General features: G+C 45.8%; 5 protein-coding genes. 2 read left to right on the top strand and 3 right to left on the bottom strand.

Annotation, left to right across the window (positions count from 1 at the left end):
* Positions 1–233 precede the first annotated feature (233 nt).
* Positions 234–1,613 carry a DNA repair protein RadA gene (gene radA / locus ACHUFZ_RS13335; protein WP_004415378.1) on the bottom strand — a complete coding sequence of 460 codons (1,380 nt, stop codon included), beginning with the start codon at positions 1,611–1,613 and terminating at the stop codon, positions 234–236.
* A gap of 150 nt (positions 1,614–1,763) precedes the next feature.
* On the opposite strand from radA, the gene ACHUFZ_RS13330 reads away from it, so the two are divergent.
* On the top strand, positions 1,764–4,109 hold the full coding sequence (locus ACHUFZ_RS13330; protein ID WP_394127546.1) for a PilZ domain-containing protein: 2,346 nt from the start codon (positions 1,764–1,766) through the stop codon (positions 4,107–4,109).
* A gap of 61 nt (positions 4,110–4,170) precedes the next feature.
* Here ACHUFZ_RS13330 and serB read toward each other — a convergent pair whose 3' ends face one another.
* Positions 4,171–5,151 carry a phosphoserine phosphatase gene (gene serB / locus ACHUFZ_RS13325; protein WP_394127545.1) on the bottom strand — a complete coding sequence of 327 codons (981 nt, stop codon included), beginning with the start codon at positions 5,149–5,151 and terminating at the stop codon, positions 4,171–4,173.
* 104 nt (positions 5,152–5,255) lie between these two features.
* Here serB and ACHUFZ_RS13320 point away from each other — a divergent pair, with 104 nt between their 5' ends.
* On the top strand, positions 5,256–5,864 hold the full coding sequence (locus tag ACHUFZ_RS13320) for a YtjB family periplasmic protein (RefSeq protein ID WP_394127544.1): 609 nt from the start codon (positions 5,256–5,258) through the stop codon (positions 5,862–5,864).
* Between the two features lie 78 nt (positions 5,865–5,942).
* Here the strand turns inward: ACHUFZ_RS13320 and deoD are convergent, their stop codons facing one another.
* Entirely contained in the window at positions 5,943–6,662 is a 720-nt protein-coding gene (gene deoD / locus ACHUFZ_RS13315; RefSeq protein ID WP_053440109.1) for a purine-nucleoside phosphorylase, read from the bottom strand.
* Between the last annotated feature and the right edge of the window lie 81 nt (positions 6,663–6,743).

The following is a 6,743-nucleotide window of genomic DNA, read 5'->3' as shown; positions in this document are numbered from 1 at the left end:
AATTTGGAGGGTTGGCACTTAATGTCAACCCTTTTTATTTCAATAAATTACGCTGTCATCCTCGAGAGCGAGGGACGAGTGAATTGGGGATCTCTTAAAGCAAGTCGATGTTTTATAGAGATTCCCTACTCCTTCCTTCGTCAGTCTAGGGAATGACGGTATATAGCGTCGCTCTCCTCTCGAAGGGCGAAGCCCGCTCACGAATCTCGAAGGACGCAGTCCGCTCTTACACGCTACAGCTCATCAAAGGCTTCAATCGCCTCTGAAAGCTTCTTAACGCCGTGAATTTGCATTCCGGGAATACCGCCCTTAGGCATGTTTGCAGCAGGAACGATAGCTTTCTTAAAGCCGTGCTTAAACGCTTCATTAAGGCGCTCTTGACCACTTGGTACAGGGCGAATCTCACCAGCAAGGCCAACCTCACCAAACACCACTACATCTTTTGGTAATGCACGATCACGGAAACTAGAAAGCAGCGCCATAACCAAAGCAAGGTCAGCACTGGTTTCGGTAACCTTAACCCCACCAACGACATTGACGAATACATCTTGATCCGCCATTTGGAGGCCGCCATGCTTATGCAGTACCGCGAGTAGTAATGACAAACGGTTTTGCTCAAGACCAACAGCGACACGACGTGGATTCGCAAGTTGTGAATAGTCGACAAGAGCCTGAATCTCAACCAACAGAGGGCGAGTACCTTCCCACACCACCATCACTGAGCTGCCAGATGTCTCTTCTTCACCGCGTGATAAGAAAATCGCTGACGGGTTGCTGACTTCTTTTAGCCCCTGCCCTGTCATCGCAAATACGCCGAGCTCATTTACCGCCCCGAAACGGTTCTTATGGCTACGCATGGTTCTAAATCGGTTATCGGTACCGCCGTCAAGCAACACAGAGCAGTCAATGATGTGTTCGAGTACCTTTGGTCCCGCTAGAGTGCCATCTTTAGTAACGTGACCAACGATAAACACAGAGACATTGTTTTGCTTCGCGTAGCGGGTTAACGCCGTTGCCGATTCACGAACTTGCGCCACACTGCCCGGTGAAGATTGCACATCTGCGACATGCATAACCTGTATTGAGTCAATCACCATGATCTTTGGCTGCTCTTTCTCAGCGATCTGACAGATGCGGTCAACGTTGGTTTCAGAAAGCATTTTCAAGTTCTCTTTCGGCAAACCTAATCGAGAAGCGCGCATCGCAACTTGCTGGAGAGATTCCTCACCCGTTACGTAGAGCGTCGGCATTTGAGACGCGAGGTAACACATCGTCTGCAGCAACAATGTCGACTTGCCGGCTCCTGGGTTACCACCAATTAAAATCGCTGCACCGGGAACAACTCCGCCACCTAATACACGATCAAACTCTTTATAGCCGGTGGTAAAACGCGGCACTTCCTGAAGATCAATCTCAGACAGAGCCTGAACAAGAGTTTCACCCGAGTTACCCGCATACCCCGTTAAGCGCTCATTTCTCGCCGCTGCTGGGGATGCCGCCAGTCTAACCTCGCTAATTGTATTCCACGCACCACAAGCATTGCACTGCCCCTGCCAACGTGGAAAGTCAGCACCGCAATCATTACATACGTATGCTCTTTTCGCTTTTGCCATGTAACCTCAGGTATTAAAAATGGTATTTGTGACACAAACTGCACCATGGTACGTTTATCTCACATAGAAACTTGATTCGCTGTAACATATCACTAAAGATCTTAATATCAAGGCCGATATCAAGAGTAAGGAATACTCTAACAAAAAAATATGCAGCAGCCAGAAATACTCTCGTTAGCAGAGCGATTAATTCCAGCATACCATGCACAAGACTTCGAGCACCTTCTTAACCAAATGACAGAGGGTGAGCCTCCTTCGACTAAAATTTTGGTCAAGATGGAACTTAATCGCGTGATGGCACCTTGTACCAAGCCAATCGACCTACGTGGACGAGTAAAAGGTGAGTGTCGCTCTTATGATCTGGACGGTTTAAAACACTGGCTAGACGATGTTGCATTTAACGCATACCACAAAAACACCCGTAAATTTGGCGGCTATACCGAAGGGGTATGGGAAGCCCTAATCAATACCCATAACAACTTCCGCGTGATGCAAAAGCAGGGTAAACCTACTGGGACTGAAGTTGCAGCTAATCCTAACAGTTTGGATGTCGAGGCAATTACGCTCGGTTACGATCTCAAGCGCAAAGAGAACCGACTTAAGATCTCATCCCAAGTCGAAATAAAATTGGCTAACAACCAAGTGGTTAATGCGCTGACGGTTGATCTCTCTCCTTCTGGTGCCAAATTTAAAGCGCCTTCTGCTTTTGATTATAAGTTAGGGGAAGTCGTTGACGTAACCCTTATCGAGCTGCAGAAATCGGTTGAAATTGAAGGTATCGAACAGCCAATTCCCTATCGCATTGTCGGTATTGACGAGTCGTATGAAAATGATGCGGTTAAGTTTTTACGCCTACTTAAGCTCGACACCTCAAGCTTGGTTGAAAAGATCATTGAGCACCTGCTGCAAAGTGACGCACAGAAAGCTCGTCATGATAATCAAGATAAGATCATCCGTGCACGGGCGCGTGGTTTCGAACATACCTACTTAAAGCACACCTGTAATCTACCGGTGTTTTTCAGTGGCAATGAGCTAAAACTGGTCCTAATGACGGAAAATAACCGTCCTATTTGGCAATACTGGCACGATGAACGCAATCAACAAACGCTGAGTAGCCTGTTTCATCAACAGCGCATGTCGCAATTGACGACCGAGGGCGTCAAAGGTAGCAGTAACGTAATTTACTCCTTCACTCATCAACATAAAGAGAAGAGCTTGTTCTTTTCGATGATGATGCCTGAAGCATCGCGTGAGCTGCGCCAACTGTTTTGGCATGTGGGAGCGAAAAAAGAGAGTTGGAAAGCGTTCAGACTCTCTGTATTTGAACTATCGCCAGATGAGAGAAAAGAGTTATCACAACATTATAGTGAATTGGATCTGGAAGCAGAAACGCTGACTCATTGTGGCATCTTGCAAGAGATCTCTGATGACAACAGTCGCCATGATTACTTACTGACAGATAAGCCTCGTCTTGCGGCAAACGAATTAAACCCATTCCGCCATCTGCGTAATCCAACCACTAACCCAGCATGTATTTATTTTGACGCCCAATCTCGTCGCAGAGAACCGAGATATCAATTTAAGTCACCGCTACTGTTAACGGATATCCATGGTACAACTGTTGAAGGTGCTACTGTTGATATCTCTAAACATGGCGCCAACATTGCTCTGAGCTCCCCTAGTACACTCAAAGCCGGAGAGGCCTGCTTCATCAATTTCAAAGAGCTGCAGCTCTATGATAAGAACCTTCCACTTAGTGAAGTGCCTTATAAAGTCATTCGTATTAGCCCTAGTGGTAAACGCCTTCAGCTTGCGATTGAGGAATCGAGGCAAATCATGCGTACCATCACTTTCTTTGGTCGCTTGATTGAGCATAACCAAGACAAGCTGGTCGCTAAAAAAGAGCTGCTGCCAAGCAATGAACTGCTAGAAAGTCTGCATGATATCTTGCTGGATAAAATGGTCAGCTCACCACTCTATATTGAGAAAAGGGGTAAAAGCTTACGCCCTAAAGCGATTGGCGTGAATTACCCTCTTAGCTCGTATCTAACTATTCTGGCCAAACTTGGCGACGGAGCGAACTTCTCGTTAGCGCCGATATACAAAGGTCATACTAATACGTTGTTAGCGCAGCCAATGAAACGAATTGAAGGTGCTGAGCCGCAGTACCACGAGCTCTACCTTAGTGCGAGTAAGTTTGGTACCCGAATTCAGTCGGTCGAAGCTAAACTCTCCAACGAATTTGAGAGTGTTAAAGAGCGCATCAGTTTTATAAAGCGAGCACAAATGATGGGCGAGTTTTATGCAATTAGAATCTGTGGCGCTCCGGTTTTCAACCCAATAACCGCTCTAGTTCGAAAAGATCTTGATGAGCTGACGCAAATCAGCATGCATCAAGCACGCAGCTTAGAAAAAGAGATCAATAATATTGTCGGCTATGGTGAACTTACTGATATTACTGAAGAAGTATTGATTCGATTAGAACTAACAAATTAGTATTTGAGCAATAAAAAAGCGAGGTCTTAGCCTCGCTTTTTTATCAATATATGTCTTTTGCTTATGGTTGAGGCTTAAAGCTCACACGTTTTTGCTTAACAAGAATCGCCGATAAAATACAAATGATCCCGCCAAGTCCCACATAACGAACGGCACTCTTAGCCTGTTGCTCTACTTTTGGTTTGGCATGGTAAGCAATACCCAAACCAGCCGCATCCATCATCACTAAGTCGTTGGCACCATCACCGACCGCAATGGTATTATGTGGTTCAATCTCATACTCATCGGCAAGCTGTTGTAAGATATCGGCTTTGGTCTGCGCCGAAACGACCTCGCCCAGCACTTTCCCCGTCAACTTACCATCGACAATCTCGAGTTGGTTTGACTGCGCATGATCCAGTCCAAGCAACTCTTGTAAATAGTCTGAGAAGTAAGTGAAACCGCCAGAGGCAATCGCCGTCTTCCAACCGTACTGTTTTAATGTACCAATCAACTCAGGAAGATCCAGCATCAAAGGAAGCTGCTCGCGAACGGAACTTAAAATGCTTTCATCGGCGCCCGCTAATTTACCAACTCGCTGACGCAGGCTTTGCTCAAAGTCGAGTTCGCCTTGCATTGCTCGCTCCGTCACTTCAGAGACCTCTTCGCCAACTCCTGCCAGCTTAGCAATTTCATCAATACACTCAATCTGAATCGCAGTTGAGTCCATATCGAGTACGATTAATCCCGGCTTGGTCAACTCTGGCATATCATTCAAGGGCGAGTAATCAAGCTCAAGTGCCTGCAAAATCTCTTCGTGTTGCTCAGTAAGCTCTCCGGCCATTAAAGCAACCTCGTACTCGCCAACCTTCCATACATCGACAATGGCGTTGTAGTAACCTACAAAGAAGTCGATGTCTTCAAATTTGCTCGGGCAGAGATAGTGTCCAAATACCACCCAACCTGCTTTCGCTTTATCAAACTGAGTCGCAAGGCGGGTTTCTGGCAGACGATTAATTAATGGGGTATGTTTACGTATAGAAAGGGGCTTTAACGTGTCCATGTCAATTATTCCTGTAAAATCTCTCAACACGGTAACCTATTGCAATTTATCTGCGCAAGTCTCAATATGCTCTAAAGTATAATTATCCTCTATTTAGGTGAAAAATGGACTCATCTCTATTTTCTTTTCGTATCGCACTGAAAGTATTGGCAACGGCCTCGTTAATTGCCATGGTCGCTACTATTGGGATCAATAGTGTCAAAATTACGAAAGGTAATGAGCAGATTCAAGCCAACCAATTAGAGACCTTAACCGATATTCTTATCTCTCAAGCTTCTTTGTCAGCCGGCGATATGATCGTCACGCAAGATCAAGAACGTTTATTGAAGCTGACTAACCAACTGGCGAAAGATAGCCTCGTTGTTGATGCCACCATCTACGACGCAGAAGGGGTCAAGCTGGCAGCCAGCGACCAAGCAACCTCAGTGCGCGAAATTCTAGGTTTAGACACCCCTTTACAGACCGCACGTATCGGTAAACAACAACTGGTTGAACCGGTGCTGAAAGATGGCACGGTAATCGGATTTGTTCGCATTACCTTTGAAACTGGTAAGCTCACGGCGTTTTCAGATCACTACTACCGTAAAAGTGATCGATACATGTACACCATGGTTGGGATGAGTTTTATCGCCGGTTTACTGTTGACGCTGATTATCCGTCGTAAGCCGAATAAGCGTAAGGGTGAAAATTTATTGCTTAAAGATATGCAGTAAAAACCAGAAAACAAAAAAGGGTTGATGCCAAGCATCAACCCTTTTTTATTGGTCATCCCACAGGAAGAAAAGTGATAATTACTCTTCATCACCCAGAAGAACAGAATCGAGGGCAATGATCATCATATCGTTGAACGTTGTCTGACGCTCATCTGAAGTCGTTTGCTCGCCTGTTTTGATGTGGTCTGACACGGTACAGATAGTCAGTGCTTTAGCGCCGTACTCAGCACATACGCCGTAGATACCCGCCGCTTCCATTTCTACACCGACGATGCCGTACTTGTCCATTACATCGAACATTTCTGGATCTGGCGTGTAGAACAGCTCAGCCGAAAATAGGTTACCTACTTTCACTTCAATGCCACGAGCTTTAGCTGCATCTTCTGCCGCGCGCACCATCTTGTAGTCTGCAATAGCAGCAAAGTCATGACCTTTAAAGCGAATACGGTTCACTTTAGAGTCCGTACATGCGCCCATGCCGATGACAACGTCGCGAACTTTGATATCTTCACTTACCGCACCACAACTACCGACACGGATGATCTTCTTCACACCGAAGTCTTTGATTAGCTCTGTCGCGTAAATAGAGCACGATGGGATACCCATACCGTGGCCCATTACCGATACCTTACGGCCTTTGTAAGTACCCGTGAAACCGTACATATTGCGTACATCACATACCTGTACAACTTCTTCCAGGAAAGTTTCCGCAATGTATTTAGCGCGTAGCGGGTCACCCGGCATTAGTACGACGTCTGCGAATGCACCCATTTCTGCGTTGATATGTGGAGTTGCCATGATTTAATTTCCTTTTCTTAATCGGATATAAGTAAGCAATAAACAAAAGAATAGAGGGACAAGCCCTCTATTTGAAATATC

The organism is Vibrio hepatarius (assembly GCF_043642085.1).
Taxonomy (GTDB): Bacteria; Pseudomonadota; Gammaproteobacteria; order Enterobacterales; family Vibrionaceae; genus Vibrio; species Vibrio hepatarius_C.
Note: the sequence above shows the minus strand (reverse complement) of the source record. Positions and strands in the feature narration are given on the sequence as shown.